The sequence below is a fragment of the Nocardioides sp. Z21_20 genome, assembly GCF_059766585.1.
The window spans coordinates 1-18,605 of the sequence record NZ_JCBAJX010000009.1 but is presented as its reverse complement, the minus strand read 5'-3'; the positions used below and the strand labels follow the sequence as shown (position 1 = coordinate 18,605).

At 72.4% G+C, this 18,605-nt stretch carries 17 protein-coding genes and 1 tRNA gene; 9 read left to right on the top strand and 9 right to left on the bottom strand.

Features of this window, described 5'->3' with window-relative positions; translation table 11 throughout:
* Position 1 precedes the first annotated feature (1 nt).
* On the bottom strand, positions 2–1,213 hold the full coding sequence (locus AC6EH9_RS14270; RefSeq protein ID WP_498424048.1) for a DUF4032 domain-containing protein: 1,212 nt from the start codon (positions 1,211–1,213) through the stop codon (positions 2–4).
* A gap of 120 nt (positions 1,214–1,333) precedes the next feature.
* On the opposite strand from AC6EH9_RS14270, the gene AC6EH9_RS14265 reads away from it, so the two are divergent.
* Positions 1,334–1,409 (top strand) — tRNA-Thr (locus tag AC6EH9_RS14265).
* Positions 1,410–1,432: 23 nt separating this feature from the next.
* On the opposite strand, the gene pdxY is transcribed toward AC6EH9_RS14265, so the two are convergent.
* A complete protein-coding gene (pdxY, locus tag AC6EH9_RS14260) occupies positions 1,433–2,284 on the bottom strand; it encodes a pyridoxal kinase PdxY (protein ID WP_498424046.1) in 852 nt (283 codons plus the stop codon).
* Positions 2,285–2,398: 114 nt separating this feature from the next.
* On the opposite strand from pdxY, the gene AC6EH9_RS14255 reads away from it, so the two are divergent.
* On the top strand, positions 2,399–4,021 hold the full coding sequence (locus tag AC6EH9_RS14255; RefSeq protein WP_498424045.1) for a GMC family oxidoreductase: 1,623 nt from the start codon (positions 2,399–2,401) through the stop codon (positions 4,019–4,021).
* A gap of 15 nt (positions 4,022–4,036) precedes the next feature.
* Complete coding sequence (locus AC6EH9_RS14250; RefSeq protein WP_498424044.1) at positions 4,037–5,596, top strand: succinic semialdehyde dehydrogenase; 1,560 nt, start codon at positions 4,037–4,039, stop codon at positions 5,594–5,596.
* Between the two features lie 27 nt (positions 5,597–5,623).
* Here the strand turns inward: AC6EH9_RS14250 and AC6EH9_RS14245 are convergent, their stop codons facing one another.
* Positions 5,624–6,394 carry a dioxygenase family protein gene (locus tag AC6EH9_RS14245; protein WP_498424043.1) on the bottom strand — a complete coding sequence of 257 codons (771 nt, stop codon included), beginning with the start codon at positions 6,392–6,394 and terminating at the stop codon, positions 5,624–5,626.
* A 23-nt stretch (positions 6,395–6,417) separates the two neighbouring features.
* On the bottom strand, positions 6,418–7,146 hold the full coding sequence (locus tag AC6EH9_RS14240; protein WP_498424042.1) for a uracil-DNA glycosylase: 729 nt from the start codon (positions 7,144–7,146) through the stop codon (positions 6,418–6,420).
* A gap of 179 nt (positions 7,147–7,325) precedes the next feature.
* On the opposite strand from AC6EH9_RS14240, the gene AC6EH9_RS14235 reads away from it, so the two are divergent.
* A complete protein-coding gene (locus AC6EH9_RS14235; RefSeq protein WP_498424041.1) occupies positions 7,326–8,021 on the top strand; it encodes a class II aldolase/adducin family protein in 696 nt (231 codons plus the stop codon).
* Positions 8,022–8,070: 49 nt separating this feature from the next.
* On the top strand, positions 8,071–8,493 hold the full coding sequence (locus AC6EH9_RS14230) for a hypothetical protein (protein ID WP_498424040.1): 423 nt from the start codon (positions 8,071–8,073) through the stop codon (positions 8,491–8,493).
* 22 nt (positions 8,494–8,515) lie between these two features.
* On the opposite strand, the gene AC6EH9_RS14225 is transcribed toward AC6EH9_RS14230, so the two are convergent.
* From AC6EH9_RS14225 to AC6EH9_RS14215, 3 genes are read right to left on the bottom strand one after another with little or no spacing between them, the layout of a single operon-like run.
* The gene (locus tag AC6EH9_RS14225; RefSeq protein ID WP_498424038.1) at positions 8,516–9,937 is read right to left on the bottom strand and encodes a pyridoxal phosphate-dependent decarboxylase family protein; all 1,422 of its coding nucleotides are present in this window, start codon (positions 9,935–9,937) and stop codon (positions 8,516–8,518) included.
* Positions 9,934–11,283: an MFS transporter gene (locus tag AC6EH9_RS14220; RefSeq protein WP_498424037.1), complete on the bottom strand. Its 1,350-nt coding sequence runs from the start codon at positions 11,281–11,283 to the stop codon at positions 9,934–9,936. Before AC6EH9_RS14220 ends, AC6EH9_RS14225 begins: the two co-directional genes overlap by 4 nt.
* Positions 11,284–11,323: 40 nt before the next feature.
* A complete protein-coding gene (locus AC6EH9_RS14215) occupies positions 11,324–12,079 on the bottom strand; it encodes a D-Ala-D-Ala carboxypeptidase family metallohydrolase (protein WP_498424036.1) in 756 nt (251 codons plus the stop codon).
* A 130-nt stretch (positions 12,080–12,209) separates the two neighbouring features.
* Here AC6EH9_RS14215 and AC6EH9_RS14210 point away from each other — a divergent pair, with 130 nt between their 5' ends.
* Positions 12,210–13,775 (top strand): FMN-binding glutamate synthase family protein, encoded by a 1,566-nt coding sequence (locus AC6EH9_RS14210; RefSeq protein ID WP_498424035.1) that lies wholly within the window; start codon positions 12,210–12,212, stop codon positions 13,773–13,775.
* Between the two features lie 7 nt (positions 13,776–13,782).
* Here AC6EH9_RS14210 and AC6EH9_RS14205 read toward each other — a convergent pair whose 3' ends face one another.
* Both AC6EH9_RS14205 and AC6EH9_RS14200 read right to left on the bottom strand, forming a co-directional pair.
* Positions 13,783–15,222, bottom strand: coding sequence for an alpha,alpha-trehalose-phosphate synthase (UDP-forming) (locus tag AC6EH9_RS14205; protein ID WP_498424034.1), 1,440 nt, complete (start codon positions 15,220–15,222; stop codon positions 13,783–13,785).
* Positions 15,223–15,287: 65 nt separating this feature from the next.
* Positions 15,288–16,322 carry a Gfo/Idh/MocA family protein gene (locus AC6EH9_RS14200; protein ID WP_498424032.1) on the bottom strand — a complete coding sequence of 345 codons (1,035 nt, stop codon included), beginning with the start codon at positions 16,320–16,322 and terminating at the stop codon, positions 15,288–15,290.
* 164 nt (positions 16,323–16,486) lie between these two features.
* Between AC6EH9_RS14200 and AC6EH9_RS14195 the strand changes: the two genes are divergently transcribed.
* The 3 genes from AC6EH9_RS14195 (at position 16,487) to otsB (ending at position 18,246) form a co-directional block, all read left to right on the top strand.
* Positions 16,487–16,780 (top strand): DUF3263 domain-containing protein, encoded by a 294-nt coding sequence (locus AC6EH9_RS14195; RefSeq protein ID WP_498424031.1) that lies wholly within the window; start codon positions 16,487–16,489, stop codon positions 16,778–16,780.
* A gap of 7 nt (positions 16,781–16,787) precedes the next feature.
* Positions 16,788–17,309, top strand: coding sequence for a LytR C-terminal domain-containing protein (locus tag AC6EH9_RS14190; RefSeq protein ID WP_498424030.1), 522 nt, complete (start codon positions 16,788–16,790; stop codon positions 17,307–17,309).
* 91 nt (positions 17,310–17,400) lie between these two features.
* A complete protein-coding gene (otsB, locus tag AC6EH9_RS14185) occupies positions 17,401–18,246 on the top strand; it encodes a trehalose-phosphatase (protein WP_498424029.1) in 846 nt (281 codons plus the stop codon).
* Positions 18,247–18,605: the final 359 nt, after the last annotated feature.

Sequence of the window (18,605 nt, the reverse complement as noted above, 5' to 3'; positions counted from 1 at the left end):
CTTACAGCGCGGGCGGAGTGGTGAGGTCCTCGTCGCGGCGCCGGGTCAGGAAGCGGGTGATGTAGTCGCGGGCGGTCTCGAAGATGTCGATCTCGTGCCCGGCGCGCTCGGAGAGGTACCACCGGTGCACGAGGATCTCGTGGAAGATCTCGGCCGGCTCGAGCTTGCCGCGGGCCTGCGGCGGGACCATCGCGATGATCGGCTCGTAGACCTTCGTCAGCCACCGGTTGGCCACCACCGCACGGTCCTCGGCGCCCAGGTCGTGGTAGGCGGTGTAGGAGGCCAGGTCGTTGAGCAGGCGCCGCGCCTGGTTGTCCTGGACGTCGAGCCCGGTCAGCGACTGCAGCTCCTTGCGGTGGTGCCCCAGCTCCACGACCTTCGGCTGGATCATCACCCGGTCACCGTCCCAGTCGGTGACGATGTCGAGCTCGTCCACGTCGAAGCCGAGGTCGTTGAGCCGCTCGATGCGCTGCTCGATGCGCCACATCTCGTCGGGGGAGAACTCCTCGGCTCCGGTCAGCTCGTCCCACAGGGCCTGGTAGCGCAGCTCGATGCGCTCGATGATCTCGTGCGGATCCACCTCGTCGAGGGCCTCGCTGGCCTTCAGGTCGAGGAGCTCGGCGAAGACGTTCTCGCAGCCCACGCTCACGTCGTAGGCCCGCATCTGCGCCGAGAGCGTCCGGCGCAGCTCCCCGGTCTCCGCGTCGACCAGGTACGCCGCGAACGCGCCCGCGTCGCGGCGGAAGAGCACGTTCGACAGCGACACGTCGCCCCAGAAGAAGTCGGCCAGGTGCAGCCGGACCAGCAGCACCACCAGCGCGTCCACCAGCGGGGGCAGGCTCTCCGCGGTGGCGCCGCGCGCGAAGAGGCTGCGGTAGGGCAGCGAGAAGCGCAGGTGGTCGGTGATCAGCACCGCGGGCAGCTCCACGCCGGCGTCGTCGACGCGGCCCGCGACCACCCCGCGGGGCGCGACCGCGGGCAGCTGCAGCTGCTGCAAGGCGCGCAGCAGCCGGTACTCGCGGAACGCGATCGGCTCCTGGGTCTCCTTGACCGCGTAGGTGCTGGAGCCGAGCCGGATGATGCGTACGACGTGACGCGAGAGGCCCCGCGGCAGCGGCACGACGTAGTCGTCGGTCCACTGCGCCAACGGCGTGGACCAGGGCAGTCTCAGCAACGCCGGGTCCGGGCGCCCGGCCACGATGCGCAGCGCCATGGTCCAGCAGCCTAGACCCGAGCGGCGCCGGGGGGCAGGGTCATCGTGGGCCGGCGCAGCCGAGTTCGGGGCAGGGCGCCCGGGCCCACTACGATGAGCGCGCGCCGCTGCGGCGGCCGCGCCGCGTTAGCTCAGCTGGTAGAGCATCCGTCTTGTAAACGGAAGGTCGTCGGTTCGATCCCGTCACGCGGCTCCACCCGGTCGGGACGCCGATGCGCCTCAGCGGACCCGGCTCAGCTCGAACTGCATCCGCGGGGTGGCGAAGGCGTCCTGCGACTCGATCAGGCGCAGCTCGCGGTCCCCGGAGTCCAGGGTGTTCTGCAGCAGGTCGAAGACCGACGAGGCGGTGCGGGCCAGCGCCAGCGCCGGGTCGCCGGTCTCGCCGAGGTGCGCGCTGAACAGGGCGGCGGTCACGTCGCCGGAGCCGTTGGCCTTCATCGGCAGCAGCGGGGTCTGCACGATCCAGGCGCCCTCCCCGGTGACGGCCATCATCTCGATGGTGCCCGCGGGCCGGTCCTCGCGCTCCACGCTGGTCACCAGGATCGTGGAGGGGCCCATCGCGCGGGCCAGGTCTGCGGAGGCGAGCACGTCGTCGAGGCTCTTGGGGTCGGTGCCGGTGAGGTAGCCCAGCTCGAACTGGTTGGGGGTGATCACGTCGGCCACCGGCACCACCCGCTCGCGCAGCAGCACCGGGATCGCCGGGTTGACGAAGCACCCCGACTTGGCGTTGCCCATCACCGGGTCGCAGGTGTACGTCGCGCGCGGGTTGGCGGCCTTGACCCGGGCCACGGCGTCGATGATCACGTCGCCGATGTCCTCGCCGCCCTGGTAGCCGGACAGCACCGCGTCGACCTGGCCGAGCACGCCGCGCTCCTCGATGCCGGTGATCACCGCGCGCACGTCCTCAGCGGGCAGCATCGGCCCGCGCCAGGAGCCGTACCCGGTGTGGTTGGAGAAGTGCACGGTGAAGACCGGCCACACCTCGTGGCCCCGGCGCTGGAGGGGGAAGACGGCTGCGGAGTTGCCGACGTGGCCGTAGGCGACCGAGGACTGGATCGAGAGGAACTTCACCAGGCCATCTTGCCCGATCCGGGGGCGAGCGCGCCTGTACGTCCAAACTAGAACTTGTTACAGTGTGTCCGCGATCACATACCGAGAGTACGACTGCACCGAGCGGGGACATCCATGGGTAAGCAGCAGCTGGTGAACGAGGCCGACTACGTGGTGGCGGGAGCGGGAAGCGCCGGCTGTGCGGCCGCGGCCCGGCTGGCTGCCTCGGGCGCCTCGGTGATCCTCCTGGAGGCAGGCAAGCGCGACACCCAGTTCGTCGTCACCAAGCCCGGGATGATCGGCCCGATGCACTCGGTGCCGCAGGTCAAGAAGCCGATCGACTGGGGCTACTACACGACGCCGCAGCGCCACCTCCTCGGCCGCCGCATCCCGCAGACCCGCGGCAAGGTGCTCGGCGGCTCGAGCTCGGTGAACGGGATGCTCTGGGTGCGCGGCAACCGCGCCAACTACGACGCCTGGGCCGCCGAGGGCAACCACGGCTGGAGCGCCGGCGAGGTCAACCAGGTCTACAAGCGCGTCGAGGACTTCGAGGACGGCGAGAGCGCCTACCGCGGTGCCGGCGGGCCGATCAAGGTCACCCGCCACACGATGCGCACGGAGGCCTCCGAGCAGTTCGACCAGGCGACCGCCGACACCCTGGGCGTGAAGATCCTGCACGACTACAACGCCGCGGCGCAGGAGGGGGTCAGCCACTTCCAGCAGAGCATCCACCACGGCCTGCGCTACAGCTCCTCGCGTGGCTACGTGCACAACCAGGACCTGCCCACGCTCTCGGTGCAGACCGAGGTGCACGTCGCCCGGATCGTCCTCGAGCGGGGGCGCGCGACCGGCGTCGAGGTGATCGACAAGTCGGGGGAGCGGCGCGTGGTCCGCGCCGGCAAGGAGGTCATCCTCGCCGCCGGCGTCTTCGGCTCGCCGCAGGTGCTGATGCTCTCGGGGATCGGCCCGGCCGCGCACCTCGATGCGATGGGGCTCGCGGTCCGCGCGGACCTGCCGGTCGGCGACAACCTGCACGACCACATGTTCGTGCCGCTGTCGTTCCACATGAAGAACTCGCTGCACCGCGGCACGCCGGCGTACTTCGCCAAGGGCGTCGCCCGCGAGCTGACCCGCACCGCCTCGTCGTTCCTGGCCAACTCGGTCTTCGAGTCGACGGCGTTCGTGCGGACCTCGCAGGCCACCGACGTCCCCGACCTGCAGATCCACGTGCTGCCCTGGGCCTACCCCTCGCCCAACCAGGACGCGCCGATCCGGCACAAGGTCGACAAGCGCACCGCGCTGACGGTGATGTCGACGCTGATCTACCCCAAGAGCCGCGGCACCGTCCGGCTGGCCTCGCCCGACCCGCGCGCCGCGCCGCTGATCGACTTCAACTACCTCGCCGAGCAGTCCGACCGCGACGTCCTGGTGGAGGGGGTGGAGATCATCCGCGAGATCATGCGCAGCGCCGCCTTCGGCGACAACGTGCTCGGCGAGATCCACCCCGGCGCGGCGTACGACGCACGCGCGATGCGCGCGGAGATCCTCAATCGGGCCACCACCGTCTACCACGGGGTCGGCTCGTGCCGGATGGGCGTCGACGAGCGGGCGGTCGTCGGCCCGGACCTCAAGGTGCGCGGCGTCGAGGGCCTCCGGGTCGCCGACGCCTCGATCATGCCGTCGATCACCGGTGGCAACACCAACGCTCCCTCGATCATGATCGGCGACAAGTGCGCCGAACTCGTCCTCAACGGCTGAGACCGGAGACCTTCGATGACCCTGCAGCGCCCCGCCTCCCTGACCGACTCCTTCCTGCAGCGCCTCGTCGCGCGGGTGCCCTCCACCTCGGGAGGCACCTGGAAGCTCACCGAGGTCTACTCCGGCGAGGTCCTCGTCGAGCTGCCGCAGTCGACCCCGGCCGACATCGAGCAGGCCTTCGCCGCCTCCCGGGCCGCCCAGCGGGTCTGGTCGCAGTGGCCGCTGCGGCGCCGGCTCGCGGTGTTCAAGCGCTTCCACGCCCTGCTCCTCGAGCACAACGAGACCATCGTCGACCTGATCCAGGCCGAGAGTGGCAAGGCGCGGCGGATGGCCTTCGAGGAGATTTGCGACGTCCCGATGGTGATCAGCCACTACCTGCGCCGCGCGCCCCGGCTGCTGCGCCCGGTCAAGCGGCCCGGGCCGATCCCGCTGGTGTCGTCCTCCACCGAGATCCGTCAGCCCAAGGGGGTCGTCGGGATCATCGCCCCGTGGAACTTCCCCTTCGCCACCGGACTCTCCGACGCGATGCCGGCGCTGATGGCCGGCAACGGCGTGGTGGTCAAGCCCGACAACAAGACCGCGCTCTCGCCGCTCTACGGCTTCGCGCTGCTCGAGGAGGCAGGCCTGCCGCCGGGGCTGCTGCAGGTGGTCTGCGGTGAGGGCCCCGCGGTCGGGCCCACCCTGATCGACAACGCCAACTACGTGATGTTCACCGGCTCCACGGCGACCGGGCGCACCATCGGCGAGCGCGCCGGACGCAACCTGATCGGCTGCTGCCTGGAGCTCGGCGGGAAGAACCCGATGATCGTGTTGCCCGACGCCGACCTCGACGAGGCCGTCGAGGCGGCCGTCTTCGGGGCCTTCGGCAACACCGGCCAGATCTGCATGCACATCGAGCGGATGTACATCCACGACTCGATCTACGACGAGTTCCGCGACCGCTTCGTGGCCACCACGCGGGCGCTGCGCGTCGGGGCGGCGTACGACTTCGACCCGCAGGTCGGCTCGCTGATCTCCGTCGAGCACCGGGACCGGGTGGCCGCCCACGTCGGGGACGCGGTGGCCAAGGGAGCCACGGTGCTCGCCGGCGGCCGGGTGCGCCCCGACCTCGGCCCGGCCTTCTACGAGCCGACGATCCTCGAGGGCGTCACCACCGACATGCTGACCGGCTCGTGCGAGACGTTCGGGCCGGTGGTGGCGCTGCACCGCTACCGCACCGAGGACGAGGCGCTCCGCCTCGCCAACGACACCGACTACGGGCTGAACGCCAGCGTCTGGGGCGCCGACCTCAAGCGCGCGGTGCGGGTGGCGAAGCGGGTCGAGGCGGGCAACGTCAACGTCAACGACATCCTCGCCACCGCGTACGCCGCGAAGGCCACGCCCTCGGGCGGGGTCAAGCAGTCCGGGGTCGGAGCCCGCCACGGCGACCAGGGGCTGCTGAAGTACACCGACTGCCAGAACCTCGCGGTGCTCAAGAAGCAGGTCATGCAGACTCCCGACGACGTGCCCTTCGCGGACGCGGCGCGCAAGCAGCTGCAGGGGCTGGCGATGATGCGCAGGCTCCGGATCCGCTAGCGCCCCGGCGGGGTGGGGCCAGGGCGCTCAGGCGACCTGCAGCGAGCGCTTGGAGAGCCCCATCCAGAAGCCGTCGATGACCTGGGTGCCGGGCGTCGCGGGGTCGCTGGCCGCGCCCAGGGTCACGAACAGCGGGGAGTAGTGCTCGACCGTGGGATGCGCGTAGGGCATGCCCGGCGCCCGGTGGCGGTACGCCGCCAGCTCGTCCACATCGCCGCGCGCCAGCGCCTCGCCGGCCCAGGCGTCGAACTCGCGCGACCAGCCCGGTGCGGCGGCGTCGATGCGGAACTCGCGCAGGAACGGCAGGCCGTGGGTGAGGAAGCCCGAGCCGATGATCAGCACGCCCTCCTCGCGCAGCGGCCGCAGCCGCTCGCCCAGGGCCAGCAGGCGCTCGGGGTCGTGGGTGGGCAACGACATCTGCAGCACCGGGATGTCCGCGTCGGGGTACATGATCCGCAGCGGGACCCAGGCGCCGTGGTCGAGGCCGCGCGAGGCGTGCTGGTGGACCGGCTCGCCGGGCGGCATCATCGCCGCCACCCGCCGGGCCAGGGCGGTGGCGTCCGGGGATGGGTAGGTCATCGCGTAGTACTTGGCGTCGAAGCCGCCGAAGTCGTAGACCAGCGGTGCGCTCGAGGCGCTCAGCGAGACCGGCGCCGACTCCCAGTGCGCCGAGACGATCAGGATCGCCTTGGGGCGCGGCAGGTCGCGCGCCCAGCCGGCCAGCTCGCCCGACCACCGCGGGTCGTCGAGCAGGGGCGGGGCGCCGTGGCCCAGGAACAGGGCGGGCATGAGGGTCATGACACCAGTGTGCGCCTGTTTAGTTAAAGATTCAACAAGGCGTCGGGGGGAGGCGCCAGCGGCAGCCGCCAGTCGACCGGCGTACCTCCGCTCTCCACGAGGAGAGCGTTGACCCGGCTGAAGGGGCGGGACCCGAAGAACCCCCGCCTCGCCGAGAGCGGCGAGGGGTGGGCCGAGGACACCGCCGGCACCTCGCCCAGCATCGGCGCCAGGGACTGGGCGTCTCGTCCCCACAGGATCGCGGCCAGCGGGCCACCGCGGCGCGCCAGCGCGCGGATCGCGCACTCGGTGACCTCCTCCCAGCCGCGCCCGCGGTGCGAGGCGGCCTCGCCGGGGCGCACGGTGAGCACCCGGTTGAGCAGCATCACGCCCTGCTCCGACCAGGCGGTCAGGTCCCCGTGCTCGGGTCGCTCGATGCCGAGGTCGGTGCCGAGCTCGGTGTAGATGTTGGCGAGGCTGCGCGGCACGGGGCGAACGTCGGGGGCGACGGCGAAGCTCAGCCCGATCGGGTGCCCGGGGGTCGGGTAGGGGTCCTGGCCCACGATCAGCACCCGCACCTCGGCGAGCGGGCGGGCGAACGCGCGCAGGATCTGCTCACCGGCCGGCAGGTAGGGCCGCCCGGCCGCCAGCTCGGCGCGCAGGAACCGTCCCATCACCTCGATCCGGTCCTCGACCGGAGCCAGCGCCTCGGCCCAGTCGGGGGCGACGAGTCCGCGGTCCACGAGTCCAGTCAGCACGCTCACGGCCGCCATTGTGCCGTCGACGCGGCGCCCTGTGCCGGCCCGGTGCCGGGACCGGCCCGATTGCCGACCCGGATCGGTCGTGGACGCCTCCGAGGGGGGTACCGCAGTGGTATGAACGTGGGTGTGGCGCAGTACCTCCCCGGTGGGCAGGGCCTGGTCACGCGACACGGCTCTCGGGGAGGCGGGCGATGAACGATGAGATCACTCAGCGGTTCGGGGCCGGGCGGGAGAGCCGACGAGACGCCCGCCGCGCGGTGGCGGCGGCGGCGCGGCGGCTGGCCGAGGAGCGGTTGCTGATCGGCACCGCCGGCAACGTCAGCCTGCTCGTCGCCCCGAAGCTGGTGGCGATCACCGCCACCGGGGTGGTGCTCCAGGAGTGCCGGCCCGAGGACGTCTCCTTCGTCAACGCGGCCGGCAAGGTGGTCGACGGCTCGCTGCGGCCGACCTCGGAGCTCGACCTGCACCTGGCCATCTACGACGGGAACCCCGGGGTCGGCGCGGTCGTGCACACCCACGCGCCGTACTCCACCGCCGTCGCCTGCGTGCTCGACGAGCTGCCGGTGATGCACTACGAGCAGCTGCTGCTCGGCGGGACGGTGCGGGTGGCGCCCTATGCCACGTTCGGGAGTCGGGAGCTGGCGCTGGCGGTGCGCGACGCGCTGTGCGGGCGCAGCGCCGCGCTGATGGCCAACCACGGGTCGGTGGCGCACGGCGAGACGCTCGGCGAGGCCATCGAGCGGGCCCTGCTCCTGGAGTGGCTGTGCCAGCTGCACCACCGGGCCTCGGCGCTCGGCGTCCCACGGGTGATCACCGAGGAGCAGCTCTCCGACGTCGTTGAGGCGGCGCGGAGGCGCAACTACGGCCGTCCCGAGCCGGACGGCTGAGCCGCCCGGGCGGGCGCGCCGCTTCCGCGGTGCGCGACAATCGGTGACCATGAAGTTCACCGAGCGCGAGATGACCGTCGCCGTCGAGGCCGTCGCCCGCCAGCTGTACGTCGCGAAGCGGGCGCCCTGGCGGCGCGGCGGCGCCGACGCGTCCTGGGAGGCGCAGGCGCCCATCGACAGGTACCACCACAAGGCCGCCGCCGGGGAGATGATCCTGCCCGCGCTGCTGGCGCTGCCGGAGCGGCCGACCGTGGGCGCGACGCCCCAGTTCAGCGCCGACGAGTACGCCGCGGCGGCCGAGGAGGCGATCCGCTCCCTGATGGACCACCGCAACCCCGGCTCCTGGGACGCGATGCCCCCGCGCCGGCGCGCGCTGCTGGTGAAGTCCACCGCCGGGCTGACCCGGAGCGCGGTCGAGGCGATGCCGGTGCGCCAGGACCCCGACGCGCTGATCGTCCCCGACCACCTCTAGCCGGCTCGCGCCCGGCCGCCCGTCAGCGGGCGGGCCGGGCCAGCCGGTCGAGGAAGGCGGCGAGCAGGGCCTCGCGCATCGCCGGGCTGGCCACGTCGAGCAGCGCGTTGACCTCGGCCATCCGCTCGGGCAGGGCCAGCGGGCCGGCCTCCCCGGAGGTGAGACCGGCGGCGGCGAGAAGGCCGTCGAAGTCGTCCTCGCCCAGCGACGCCGGGTCGAGCGCCTCGACGAACGCCACGATCTGCGGGTCCACCGTCACCGGCCCCGCGGCCACCGCCGCGGCCACCGAGTCACGCAGCGCGCCGAGGAGCTCCGCGACGTGCGGGTGCGTCGCGGCGCTCACCGACAGGTGGATGGTGGGCGGCTGAGCGCCGTGGGTCATCTGCGGCTGCACGAACCAGCCGCGTGCGGCCATCTCGTCGCACACCGTGAACGCATCGCAGGACCCGTCGGTGGACAGCGCCACCAGCGTGGAGTCCGGCGCCACCACCAGCCGCAGCTCGGGGATCTCGCCCACCCCCGCCACGATCGCGTCGACCGCCGCGAACACCTCGCGCGCCAGCGACAGGTAGCCCGCGTCGCCCAGCGTCTCCACCACCGCCCACGCGCCGGCCAGCGGTCCGCCCGACTTCGTCGACTGCATCGTGGAGTTCAGCATCGTGTAGCCGGGCCAGCGCGCCGAGGCGAACAGCTGCGGACGGCGCAGCTGCGCGGTCCGGTGCAGCAGCAGCGAGGTGCCCTTGGGGGCGTAGCCGTACTTGTGCAGGTCGACGGAGATCGAGGTGACGCCCTCGACGGCGAACGTCCACCCGGGCACCGCGCGCCCCAGCCGCTCCGCGTAGGGCAGCACCCAGCCGCCGATGCACGCGTCGACGTGGCAGCGCACCCCGGCCGCCGCGGCGACCGCGGCGATCGGGGCCACCGGGTCCACCACGCCGTGCGCGTAGGACGGCGCCGAGACCACCACCAGCACGGTGTCGTCGTCGATCGCCGCCGCCATCGCCTCGGGCACGGCCCGGAAGTCCGGACCCACCGGCACCATCACCGCCTCGACGCCGAAGTAGTGGGCGGCCTTGTGGAACGCCGCGTGCGCGGTCTCGGGGATCACCATCCGCGGTCGCCGCACGTCGGGGCGGGCGTCGCGGGCGCCCTGCACCGCGAGCAGCACCGACTCGGTGCCGCCGGAGGTCACCGTGCCGACCGCGGAGGCGGGCGCGTCGAGGAGGTCGCAGGCGAAGCCGACCAGCTCGTTCTCCATCGTCAGCAGGCTCGGGAAGGCCGTCGGGTCCAGGCCGTTCGAGCCGGCGTACGCCGCGACCGCCGCACGGCCGATCCGATCCACGTCGGCCAGCCCCGAGTCGTAGACGTAGGCCAGCGTCCGCCCGCCCTGGACCGGGAGGTCGCCGCTCTGCAGCTCGTGCAGGCGGGCCAGGGCGTCACTCATGCGGAGGTCCTCTCGGAAGGCGGTGACGCGGCGTCGAGCGCGGCCGCGTCCAGGGAGTAGCGGGCCAGCCAGCACAGGCTGAGGACGACGAGCGCGGCGGGCAGCAGCGAGAAGCCGAGCACGATCGCGGTCACCGCGGAGTCGGGCTGGACCGCGTCGCCGTCGGTGGAGGAGACGTAGCCGCCGAGCGCGAGCAGGGCGGCGAACACCCCGGGGCCCAGCGCCATCCCGAAGGTCTCTCCGGCGGTCCAGACCCCGGTGTAGACCCCGGCCCGGTTCTCGCCGGTGCGCCGCGCGTCGACGGCCGCGGCATCGGGCAGCATCGCCATCGGGAACACCTGACAGCCGGCGTAGCCGACGCCCACCAGGGCGGTGGCGGCGAGGACTCCCGCCGCCGGCATCCACGAGGCCATCACCAAGAGCCCGGCGCCGAGGGCCAGGAGCACCGAGGAGGCGAGGTACCCGCGCTTCTTGCCCAGCCGCTCGCCCAGTCGCGCCCACAGCGGGGTGAGCACGATCGCGGGTCCCACGAAGCACACGAACAGCAGCGTCGAGGAGCCCTGACGCCCGAGCACGTCGCCGGCGACGTAGTCGACGCCGGCCAGCATGCAGCCGACCGCCAGCGCCTGCAGCACGAAGGTGACCAGCAGCAGCCGGAAGTCGCGGGCCGCGGCGACGATGCCCAGCTGCTCGCGCAGCGTGCCGGCGCCCGGGGCGCTGGCGCCGATCGGGGCGCGGCGGGTGCCGCGGTAGGCGAGCACGACGCCCAGGGCGATCAGGGCGGCCATCGCCACGCCCATCGCGCGGTAGCCCTCGCGGCCGCCGATGCCGTCGCGGATCAGCGGGGCGGAGGCGCCGGCGAGCAGGATGGTCAGCGCCAGGATCGCCACCCGCCACGTCATCAGCCGGGTCCGCTCGTCGTAGGAGTCGGTGATCTCGGCCGGCATCGCGACGAAGGGGACCTGGAAGAAGGCGTACGCGGCCGCTGCGGCCAGGAAGAACACCAGCACCCACGCCGCCTCGGCGAGCGAGGAGTCCCACGCCGGGCCGGCGAAGATCAGCGCGAAGCAGACCGCGAGCACCAGGCCGGCGCGCAGCAGCCAGGGGCGGCGCGGGCCGCGCGGGTCGACGGTGCGGTCGCTGATCCGCCCGGCGACCGGGTTCAGCACCACGTCGAGGAACTTCGGCACGAAGACGATGACCCCCGCCCACAGCGCGGCGATGCCGAGGCTGTCGGTCAGGTAGGGCAGCAGCATCAACCCGGGCACGGTGCCGAAGGCGCCGGTGGCGACCGATCCCGATCCGTAGCCCAGGCGCACCCCGCGGGGGAGGACGTCGTGTGACATGGCTGGCACCCTAGCGACGTCCGCCCCCACGCGGTGAGGATCAGCCGATGCCGCAGCCCGGGGCGCTCCAGTAGACCCGGTCCGGGCGGATGTCGACGTGGGTGTGGTCGTCGTGGCCGGGGTAGCCCGGCCCGAGGATCGTGTTGAACGCCGTGGAGCGGGCTGCCTGCGCGATCTGGCAGAACGAGGGGCTGCCGTTGATGCCGGTGAAGTCCAGCGCCCGGCCGTAGGTGTGCTGGCCGGTGCCGCTGCCGCCGACGGACCTGTCGCAGGCCTTCGAGCGGAAGCCCGAGGTCACCCGCAGCGGCTTGTTGCCCAGCCGCTGGCGCAGGGCCTCGGCGCGCCACATCGCGCGCTCGAGGTTCTCCTTGACCTGGGCGGCGCTCACCGAGCCCCCGCTGTAGCCCCCGGCCCCGCAGCCGCCGTCGACCTCGGCCCAGGTGAAGTGCAGCGTCGAGCAGTCGTCGTCCTGCAGGGCGTAGATCTTGGCGAACGTGGCGGGCCCGGCCAGGCCGTCGGCGCTCAGGCCGTAGGCCTTCTGGAAGTTGCGCACCGCGGTGGTGGTCGCGGGGCCGTAGCTGCCGTCGATGACGAAGGTCGCGCCGTACCCGGCCCAGCCGGCGACGCGGACCTGCAGCTCGGTGACGTCGGCGCCGGTCGCGCCCGGGGCGAGGTTGCGGCTCCACGAGTAGCAGCCGTCGGCCATTGCCGGAGCCGCGGTCACCGACGTGACGCCGACCAGGGCGGCCATCGTCAGCAGCAGGGTGGACAGGGCGGCGAGAGCGCGTCTGCGCATGGTGGTACTCCTGAAGTTCCCGAGAACGGGCCGCGAGGGCCCCTTGGCGGCTGATAGTGCCGGTAGCCGGCCCTCCCGCGCCAGCACCCCGCCTCGACACGCCTTGGGTGGTGCGGCTAGACACGGTGCCATGAGGTGGAGGAGAACGACGGCGGCAGGCACGGCGGCACTCGGCGCGCTGGGGGTGGTGGGGGTCCACGACCTGCGTCAGAAGCGGCACGCGATCCTGCGCAACTTCCCGGTGATCGGGCACGGGCGCTTCCTGCTGGAGCGGGTCGGCCCGGAGCTGCGGCAGTACATCGTCACGTCCAACGACGAGGAGCGGCCCTTCAGCCGCGACCAGCGCAGCTGGATCTACGCCAGCTCCAAGCTGGAGAACAACTACTTCGGCTTCGGCACCGACAACAACATCGAGCACGTCGTGGGCTACCCGGTGATCAAGCACCGCACATTCTCCGGGCAGGGCGCCTCGACGTACCCGCACACCGAGGACAGCATTGCGGTGCCCGCGGCGAAGGTGCTCGGCGGTCCTCGGGGACGGCGCCACGCCTTCCGGCCGCGCTCGGTGGTGAACATCTCGGGGATGAGCTTCGGCTCGCTCTCGCACGCGGCGATCGAGGCGCTCAACCGGGGAGCGGCGTCGGCCGGGGTCCTGCACAACACCGGCGAGGGCGCGCTCTCGCCGTACCACCGCCACGGCGGAGAGATCGTCTTCCAGATCGGCACCTCCTACTTCGGCTGCCGCGACGAGGAGGGCAACTTCGACCTCGACCAGCTGCGGCGGGTGGTGGAGTCGGCCCCGGTGCGGGCCATCGAGATCAAGCTCAGCCAGGGCGCCAAGCCCGGGCTCGGGGGGATGCTGCCGGGCGCCAAGGTGACCGACGAGATCGCCGAGATCCGGGGGATCAAGGCCGGCGTCGACTGTGCCTCGCCGAGCCGGCACCAGGTCTTCCACGACGTCGACTCGCTGCTGGACTTCGTGGAGCTGGTCGCCGACACGACGGGTCTGCCGGTCGGCATCAAGTCGGCGGTCGGCAACCTCGACTTCTGGGACGAGCTGGTCTCGATGATGGTCTCGCGCGAGCGGGGAGTCGACTTCGTCAACATCGACGGCGGCGAGGGCGGCACCGGGGCGGCGCCGATGATCTTCGCCGACGCGGTCGCCTACCCCTTCCGGGTCGGGTTCGCCGAGGTCTACAAGCGCTTCGCCGCCGCCGGACTGGCCGACGAGGTGGTGTTCATCGGCGCCGGCAAGCTGGGCATCACCGAGAACGCGGTGGTCGGCTTCGCGCTCGGCGCCGACATGGTCAACGTGGGCCGCGAGGCGATGCTCGCGATGGGGTGCATCCAGGCCCAGAAGTGCCACACCGACCGGTGCCCGGTGGGCGTGGCGACGCAGAACCCCCGCTACGTCCGCGGCCTGGACCCGGACCTGAAGAGCGAGCGGGTCGCCAACTACCTGGTCTCGCTGCGCCGCGACCTGCTCAAGGTCTCCGAGGCCGTGGGGGTGGCCCACCCCGGGCTGATCACGCCCGAGGACGTCGACCTGATGGACGGCCAGCAGGGGATGACGTCGCTGGCCGAGGTCTTCGGCTACCAGCCCGGCTGGGGGCGGCTGGGCGCCGAGCTCGCCGCGTCGGTGAGCAGGCTGATGGAGCCCCGGGTGCCGGGCTCGGAGGCCCCGCCGACGGACTGAGCCCGGCTCAGCTGCGACGGGCGGGGCGGACGACCTTGCCGTGGTCGGGCCGGGTGGCGGCGAGCTCCTCGAGGAAGCGGTTGGCCCACTTCGAGACGTCGTTCTCGCCGACCGTCTTGCGCATCGCCCTCATCCGCCGGGTGATCTCCTTGGGCGGGGCCTCGTAGGCCTCCATCAGCGCGGACTTCATCCCGTTGATGTCGTAGGGGTTGACCAGCCAGGCCTGGCGCAGCTCCTCGGCGGCCCCGGCGAACTCGGAGAGGACCAGCGCGCCGTCGTTCTCCAGGCGGGTGGCGACGTACTCCTTGGCGACCAGGTTCATCCCGTCGCGGAACGGCGTGACGACCATGATGTCGGCGGCCCGGTAGAGCGCGGCCATCTCCTCGCGCGGGTAGGACGAGTGCAGGTAGGAGATCGCGGGCGTGCCGATCCGGCCCAGGTCGCCGTTGATCCGGCCGACGAGGCGGTCGATGTCGTCGCGCAGGATGCGGTACTGCTCGACGCGCTCGCGCGAGGGCGTGGCGACCTGGACGAACACGGCGTCCTCGACGTCGAGTCGCCCCTCGGCGAGCAGCTCGCTGAAGGCGCGCAGCCGGGCGAAGATGCCCTTGGTGTAGTCGAGGCGGTCGATGCCGAGCAGGATCTTGCGCGGGTTGCCGAGGGCCTCGCGGATCTCCTGGGCGCGCTTCGCGACGCCCTCGGAGCGGGCCAGCTCCTCGAATCCCTCCACGTCGATCGAGATCGGGAACGCGTGCGCCTTCACCGAGCGGCCGTCGGGCAGGTAGACCATGTCGCGGTGCGTCTTGTGCCCGACCCGCTGGCGGACCAGGCGGACGAAGTTCTGGGCCGCGCCGGGCAGCTGGAAGCCGACCAGGTCGGCGCCCAGCAGCCCCTCGAGCAGCTGCCGGCGCCACGGGAGCTGCTGGAAGAGCTCGGCGGGCGGGAACGGGATGTGCAGGTAGAAGCCGATGCGCAGGTCCGGGCGCAGGTCGCGCAGCATCTGCGGGACCAGCTGCAGCTGGTAGTCCTGGATCCACACGGTCGCGCCCTCGGAGGCGACCTCGGCCGCCTTCTCGGCGAAGCGGCGGTTGACCACGACGTAGGACTCCCACCACTCGCGGTGGAACTCCGGCTTGGCCACGACGTCGTGGTAGAGCGGCCACAGGGTGCCGTTGGAGAAGCCCTCGTAGAACTCCTCGATCTCCTGGGCGCTCAGCGCGATCGGGATCAGCGAGAGGCCGTCGTCGACGAACGGCTCGAGCTCCTCGTCGGCGCCGCCGGGCCAGCCGATCCAGGCGCCGTCGTTGGCCCGCATCACCGGCTCCAGGGCGCTCACCAGCCCGCCGGGCGAGCGGCGCCAGCCGAGGTTGCCGTCGCTGTCGGTCACCCGGTCGACGGGCAGTCGGTTGGCCACGATGACGAGGTCTGCCGAGCCGATGTGCGTCACGACAGCCACCCTAGTGCTTCGGGTCGAACGGAGGCGTGGTCCACACGCATGTGACCCACGGCGCGTCAGCGCTCGTCGGGGTAGCGGACGCCGATCTGGGCGCGCAGGTCGTCGAGCTGGCGCATCAGGGTGAGGGTCTGCTCGTGGGGGACCAGCGGGCTCTCCAGGAGTCCCGCGCGCAGGCAGCGGCCCGCCTCGGCGATCTCGTTGCCGTAGCCGCGTCCCAGCACCGGCTCGTCGGTGGTGATCGCGACCGGCTCGGTGTGCCCGGCCTGGTCCGCGCCCGCGGCGTCGTACGGCGTGAAGGTCACGCGGGTGGGGTGGTGGAAGTCGGCGACGTCGATGCGGCCCAGGTCGGTGGCGATCGCCGCGGCGCGCGAGGACCACGAGGTCATCGACGCCGACATCGTGGCCAGCGCTCCGCCGGGGTAGCGGCCGGTCACCACCACGTCGAGGTCGATGCCCCGGTCGGAGAGGGAGGCGGTGCCGTGCAGGTCCTCGGCCGCGCCGAGCATCAGGTGGGCGAAGGTGAGCGGGTAGATGCCCATGTCGAGCAGGGTGCTGGCGCCCAGCGCGGGGTCGAGCATCCGGTCGTCCTCGGAGGCGTCGACGCGGAAACCCAGCTCGGCGTGCAGCATCCGCGGGGTGCCGAGGCGGCCCGAGGTCAGGACCCGGCCGAGCTCGCGGACCAGCGGGTGGCAGGCGGTCCACATCGCCTCCATCAGGAACAGGCCGCGGTCGCGGGCCAGGGCGATCATCTCCTCGGCCTCGGCGACGTTGAGGGTCAGCGGCTTCTCGCAGAGCACGTGCTTGCCCGCCTCCAGGGCGAGCCGGGCGTCGGCCAGGTGGCGCGCGTGCGGGGTGGCGACGTAGACCACCTCCACGTCCGGGTCGGCCACGAGGTCGGCGTACGAGCCGTGCGGGGTGACGCTCTCGGGGTCCGCGCCCACCTCGGTGATGAACTCCCGGGAGCGCTCGGCGCTGCGCGAGCCGACCGCGACCAGGCGCGCGCCGGGGGTGGCGGCCAGGTCGTCGGCGAAGCTGTGGGCGATCTTGCCGGTGGCCAGGATGCCCCAGCGCACGTCGGTGTCGGTGCTCATGCGCCGAGGCTAGTGGCACGGATCTCGCGCGGCACCTCCGCTCGCCGCGCGACGCGCGGGGATCGAATGACACCGTTGTGGTTCGTCGCCTAGAGTGGGACCTCAGCACCTCGTATCTCGTTCGCCCACGGCCGAGAGCCAGACGCACCACCGGGAGACCTTGCATGGACGCCGCAAACGCCTTCCAGGGCCACGAGGCCCCGGAGCAGAGCCTGTCCGACCGCGACCGCGAGATCCTGGAGTTCGAGCGCCAGTGGTGGAAGTACGCCGGCGCCAAGGAGCAGGCGGTCCGCGAGAAGTTCGACATGTCCTCGACGCGCTACTACCAGGTCCTCAACGCCCTCATCGACAAGCCGGCCGCCCTCGAGGCGGACCCGCTGCTGGTGCGCCGGCTGCGCCGACTGCGCGCCGCCCGCCAACGGCAGCGCTCGGCCCGCCGGCTCGGCTTCGACGTCTGAGGCCGCGGTGACTCTCCTTTCCCACACCCCCCGGCGCGACGAGCGCGGGGTCGCCCTGCCCTCCCCGCTGGTGATGCTGAGCGTGGTCGCGGTCGCGATGGCCGGGGTCGCCTTCGTGGCCACCCAGGACGACGGCTCCGGCGAGACGGTCCAGGTCGTCTCCCAGCCCGAGGCAACCACCTCGCCGACGCCCACCCCCAGCACCGCGCCGGCGCCGGTGAAGAAGAAGCCGGTGAAGAAGGCGCCCGCGGTCAAGCGCGGCGAGGTCTACGTCGAGATCTTCAACAACTCCGGCATCACCGGGCTGGCCGGAACCACGGCAGGCAAGGCCTCCGGGGCCGGCTGGAAGGTCGTCGGCTCGGACAACTGGGTCGGCACGATCCCGGCGTCCACGGTCTACTTCCCCCCGCGCCTGGAGGCGGCCGCCACCATGCTGGCGCGCGACCTGGGGATCAAGCGGCTGATGCCCGCCGTCGCGCCGATGCGCTTCGACCGGCTCACCGTGATCCTGACGGCCGACTACAGCTGAGCGGTCCGACACGGGGCTGAGGCCTCAGGGCTTTGCCCGGCGCAGCCTCGCTGGCTGCGGCGGGCGTCCGGTTCCGTGATTGGCTGTCACCATGGAGTTCACGTCCCCTGAGGGCGAGCAGCGCTACGCCGCCCTGGTCCGCGTCGCCGAGTCTGTCGTGGTCGGGCTCGACTTCGACGGCACGCTGTCGCCGATCGTGGACGACCCCACCGAGGCGCACATCCACCCGGACGCCCCCGAGGTGCTGGTCGGCCTGGCCGACGTCGTGCGCGCCATCGCGGTGATCACCGGGCGGCCGGCCCGCCAGGCGCTCGCGCTCGGCGGTCTCGACGAGGTCGGTGACCAGCTCGGCGGCGCCGGTCGCGAGCTCTACCTGTTCGGCCAGTACGGCAACGAGCGCTGGTCCTCGACCAACCGCCGGGTGATCTCGCCGCGCCCGCCGCACGGGCTCTCGTCCTTCATCGCCGCCCTTCCTGCCACGCTGCGCCGCGCCGGCGCTGCCGACGCCTACATCGAGGAGAAGGGGCTCGGCGTCGCCGTGCACACGCGCCGCCTGGCCGACCCCGCCGGCGCGTTCGCGCAGCTGCTCGCCCCGGTCTCGAAGCTGGCCGAGAGCTACGGTCTCGCGGTGGAGCCGGGGCGCAACGTGGTCGAGGTCCGCTCGCCGGGCATGCACAAGGGCAACGCCGTGCATCTGATCGCCGAGGAGGTCGGCGCGGGGGGCTTCCTCTTCGCCGGTGACGACCTGGGCGACGTCGAGGCCTTCCGCGCGGTCGCCGAGCTGCGCGAGGAGGGGCTCGCCACGCTCCTGGTCTGCTCAGCCTCCGAGGAGCAGAGCGCCCTGGTGGAGCTCGCCGACATCGTGGTGAAGGGCCCCGACGGCGTGATGGAGCTGCTGCGCCAGCTCACCGCGGACGCGCTCAACGCGGGCGGCTGAGGGGCGGGTCTTCCGGGGTGGCCCGGGCCGGGGCGGGCCGGGGCGGGCCGGCGGGCCGGCGCCGTACTGGCCACACGGAACCCGTACTTCCCACACGTTGCGACACGTGGGAAGTGCGGGTTTCACGAGTTAACTCGTGGTCCCGCCGACACCGATAACCCCAACGGACTAACCAGTCCCACCAGCCCCATGCGCGCAGGCTTCGACCGCACGCTGGCACCCCCTCGCCCCGCTGCGCCGTACTGGCCACACGAAACCCGTACATCCCACGCGTTGCAACATGTGGGAAGTGCGGGTTTCACGAGGTGGTCTCCAAGTCCTAGTGCAACACCTCGATGTTGGAGGTGCTTGTGGCGCGT